Origin of the sequence: Stenotrophomonas sp. 2YAF22, assembly GCF_052114665.1 — a bacterium.
GTDB classification, from domain to species: domain Bacteria; phylum Pseudomonadota; class Gammaproteobacteria; order Xanthomonadales; family Xanthomonadaceae; genus Stenotrophomonas; species Stenotrophomonas indicatrix.
Genome location: NZ_JBFRFE010000419.1, coordinates 1 through 3,861, shown reverse-complemented (window position 1 = coordinate 3,861; position 3,861 = coordinate 1). Strand labels below are relative to the sequence as shown.

General features: G+C 67.1%; 4 protein-coding genes and 1 pseudogene. 2 read left to right on the top strand and 3 right to left on the bottom strand.

The genetic code is table 11. The annotated features are described in order from the left end of the window. Positions 1-47 precede the first annotated feature (47 nt). On the bottom strand, positions 48-842 hold the full coding sequence (locus tag AB4Y84_RS15660) for a MetQ/NlpA family ABC transporter substrate-binding protein (RefSeq protein WP_025877387.1): 795 nt from the start codon (positions 840-842) through the stop codon (positions 48-50). Positions 843-868: 26 nt separating this feature from the next. After that, the gene (locus AB4Y84_RS15655) at positions 869-1,840 is read right to left on the bottom strand and encodes a helix-turn-helix transcriptional regulator (protein WP_025877388.1); all 972 of its coding nucleotides are present in this window, start codon (positions 1,838-1,840) and stop codon (positions 869-871) included. 81 nt (positions 1,841-1,921) lie between these two features. Between AB4Y84_RS15655 and AB4Y84_RS15650 the strand changes: the two genes are divergently transcribed. Then, entirely contained in the window at positions 1,922-2,524 is a 603-nt protein-coding gene (locus AB4Y84_RS15650; protein ID WP_336032378.1) for a LolA family protein, read from the top strand. Positions 2,525-2,632: 108 nt separating this feature from the next. Continuing rightward, the gene (locus tag AB4Y84_RS15645; RefSeq protein ID WP_025877391.1) at positions 2,633-3,409 is read left to right on the top strand and encodes a DUF481 domain-containing protein; all 777 of its coding nucleotides are present in this window, start codon (positions 2,633-2,635) and stop codon (positions 3,407-3,409) included. Between the two features lie 116 nt (positions 3,410-3,525). Here the strand turns inward: AB4Y84_RS15645 and AB4Y84_RS15640 are convergent. Beyond that, a pseudogene (locus tag AB4Y84_RS15640) lies at positions 3,526-3,861 on the bottom strand (hydroxymethylbilane synthase); the annotation flags it as partial.

Here is a 3,861-nt window from a genome sequence, read left to right as displayed (position 1 = left end):
AACATAGTTTGCGGGGTTGCCGGCCAGCGGCCGGCACTACCCCAGAGTCAGAACGCCGGCAGCACCGCGCCCTTGTACTTGGTCTCGATGAAGGTCTTCACCTGCGGGCTGGTCAGCGCCTTGGCGAGCTTCTGCACGCGGGCGTCGTCCTTGTTGTCCGGGCGGGCGACCAGGAAATTCACGTACGGCGAGTCCTTGCTCTCGATCGCCAGCGCGTCCTTGGTCGGGTTGAGGCCGGCATCCAGCGCATAGTTGGTGTTGATCAGGGCCAGATCGACCTGGTCGAGCACGCGCGGCAGCATGGCCGAATCCAGCTCGCGGAACTTCAGGTTCTTCGGGTTGGAGACGATGTCGCGCTGGGTGGCCAGTGCGTTGGTCGGATCCTTCAGCTCGATCACGCCGGCCTTGTGCAGCAGGATGAGTGCGCGGCTGTTGTTGCTGGGGTCGTTGGGGATCACCACATCGGCCCCTTCACGCAGTTCGGCCAGCGACTTGATCTTGCGCGAGTAGGCGCCGAACGGCTCGATGTGCACGCCCACCACCTTGGTCAGGTCGGTCTTGCGATCGCGGTTGTAGGCGTCCAGGTACGGCTCGGTCTGGAAGTAGTTGGCATCCACCTGCTTCTGCACCAGCTGGTCGTTGGGCTGCACGTAGTCGTTGAACACGCGCACGTCCAGCTCCACGCCCTCCTGCTTGAGGATCGGCTTGACCACTTCCAGGATCTCGGCGTGCGGCACGGCGGTGGCGGCCACCACCAGCTTCTGCGAAGGCTCACCGGACTTGCCGCAGGCAGTCAGGGCCAGCGCAGCGGCGAACAGGGGCAGCAACAGGGTCTTCTTCATGGGCGCAATCGATCTCGGGGGAGGTGTCAGGATTTTTCGTAGTTGGTCAGGGCCAGTTCCAGCAGTGCCTTGGCCTGCTCGCGCAGCATCATCGGCTCGACGATCTCGGCATCGGACCCGTAATGCAACACGTCCATCAACAGTTCGCGCGACACGCTGTAGGGCACTTTCAGTTCGTAGCGGCCATCAGCGAGGAAGCGTCCCTGCTGCTTGGAGTGCCAGTGCTCGTCGGCCACCCAGCGCGCGGCCTTGGCACTGAACAGGATGGTTGCCCAGCCCTTGGGCGCACCGGAGAAGATGCCGTAGCTGGCACCCAGCTGCTCGTCCAGCTCGCTGTCGGCGACATCGCGGGCGGTGCTGTCGATCACCCGCGCCTTGTAGATGCGGTCCACCGCGAAGCTGCGCAGGGCCTCGCGATCATGGTCCCAGCCGTCCAGGTACCAGTTGTCGCGGTAATGGGTCAGCCGTTGCGGCGATACGGTGCGCTTGGTCGCTTCGTCGGTCGAGCGGGCGCGGTACTCGAAGCCCAGCTGCTTGCGCTCCAGCACCGCCGAGGCCACCGAACGGAAGCTGGCTTCATCGAACTTGCGGCCACGGTGCGGAATCACCCGCACCCGATCCACCGGCCAGCTGGAAACACCGGCTTGGGCGGCCAGCAGGCTTTCAATGCGCTGCTGCAGCGGCGCCAACACCGAAGACAGCACGCCGCCGCCGGTACGGGCCAGCAGGTGCTGCGAGGCCAGCAGGGCGTGCAGCTCCTCCGAGCTCAGCCACAGGCCGGGCAGCTCGAAGCGGTCACTCTCGTCGGCCAGGTAGCGGAAGCCGGCCTCGCCATCGCCCTCGATCGGCGCCATCAGCGCATCGCGCAGGAACGCCAGGTCGCGGTAGACGGTGGCCCGGGAGCAACCGAGCTTGTCCTGCAGGGTCGCCACCGTCACCGGATAGCGTGCGGACTTGAGCAGACGATGCAGGGCGGTGATGCGTTCGTATCGGTCCATGCCCCCGATTATGTCCGAGTCTCGGGCGTTGTGGCGGACGATTGGGCTATCGTGGGCGCCCCCTGCCCCGTGGAGCGCCCGATGCGCCGGTTGTCTGTCCTGCCCCTGCTGGCCTGCCTGCTGCTGGCCGCCTGCGACCGCGCACCGGCGCCCACCGACGCTGCGACGCCCGTCCCCGCTGCCGATCCGGCGCAGGCGGTGCTGTCTGCCAGCCAGCGATTTGCCGCCCTGCGCAGCTTCCATGCCGAGCTGGAGGTGCTGGGCGCGCAGCAACCGGTGCGTACCGCGATGGACTTCGTCGCCCCGGACCGCTTCCGGGTGCAGACCCCTGCCGGGCCGCAGGTGATCATCGGCGACACCATGTTCCTGCAGGCCGACGATGCGATCCGCCAGGTGCCGACCCCGCCGGGGCTGCTGGAGCAATGGCGCAGCCCGCTGCCCGCCGATATCCCCGCACAGGCCCTGCAGGCCGAAGACCTGGGCGAGCAGACGCTGGATGGCGTCAGCACCCGCCACTACCGCCTGCGTGGCGCCACGGCCGGTGAGCGGCTGGAGTACTGGGTGGATCCGCAGGGCCTGCCGCGGCAGATCGTGCGCAGCGGCCACAACAACGGCAAGCCCTTCCAGCTGCGGCTGCGGTACTCGCGCTTCAACGATCCTGCCCTGCAGGTCGACCTGCCCTGAATGGGCTTGGCCCGACAACGCCTGCTGAAGCAGTCGGGACGGGCGATTCGGACGGTCATCACGCTTCCAGTATCATCACTGGCTGCCAACCGCTTCGGAGAAGCCTCGATGTCCCTGCGCGTGTCCCTGCTGGTCCCCTTGCTGCTCTGCGCCCCGCTGGCGTATGCGCAGGATGCCTCCGAACTGGCGGCGATGTCCTCGCCGTGGAGCGGCAGTGGTGGCGAACTCGGCTTCGCGTCGGCACGTGGCAACAGCAGCACCGAGAGCTTCAACGGCCGCCTGCGCCTGCGCTACACCGATGGCGACTGGGTGCACAGCATGGACCTGTTCGGCCTGCGCTCCAGCTCCAAGGTGACCGAAACCAGCGACGACGGCACCACCACGCGCCGCAACAACACCACCGCCAACCGCTACACCGGCAGCGCAGGCAGCGCGCTGCAGCTGGGCGAACACCGCCAGCTGACCGCCACGGTACGTACCGAGCGTGATGACTTTGCCACCTACGACCGGCAGAGCTCGTTCGGTCTGGGTTACGGCACCCGGTTGTGGAACACCGAGCGCTTCTCGTTCGACGCGCAGATCGGCCCCGGTGTGCGCCGCACCCACAGCACCGAGGACGACCGCACCCGCACCGGCCTGATCGGTCGCGGCCTGTTCGACCTGAAGTACTCGCTGACCGACAACACCGACCTGATCAACACGCTGCTGGTCGAATCGGGTTCGTACAACACCTTCGGCCAGAACGATTTCGGCGTATCGGTGAGCATGAACGAGCACCTGGCGCTGAAGGCCGGCTGGCAGGCGCGTTACAACAGCGACGTCGCCGAGGACAAGCGCAAGACCGATACGCTGACCACGATGAACGTGGTCTACAAGTTCAAATAAGCGAAACGGGCGCCTGGCGCCCGTTCTGCTTTTGGTAGTGCCGGCCGCTGGCCGGCAACTGCATTCAATCGGGATCATGAGGTTGCCGGCCGCCGGCCGGCACTACCTGCGGTGGCTCAGACGTTCAACAGCTCGCCAGCACCCGCATCCAGCAGCATCTTCGCCACGCGCTGGCCCAGCACTTCCGGGTCGCTGGCCGGGCCCACGGCGTCGGCACGCACCGCGCGGCCGTCACTGGCGCTGCCGACCAGCCCCTGCAGGTGCAGGTCCTGGCCCTGCCACTGCGCGATCGCCGCCACCGGCACATGGCAGCTGCCATGCAGCGCGCGGTTCATCGCCCGCTCCGCTTCCACACAGGCGCGCGTGGCGGCGTCATCCAGGCCAGCAAACAGCGCCATCAGCGCGGCATTGCCGCCATCGCATTCCACCGCCACTGCACCCTGTGCTGGTGC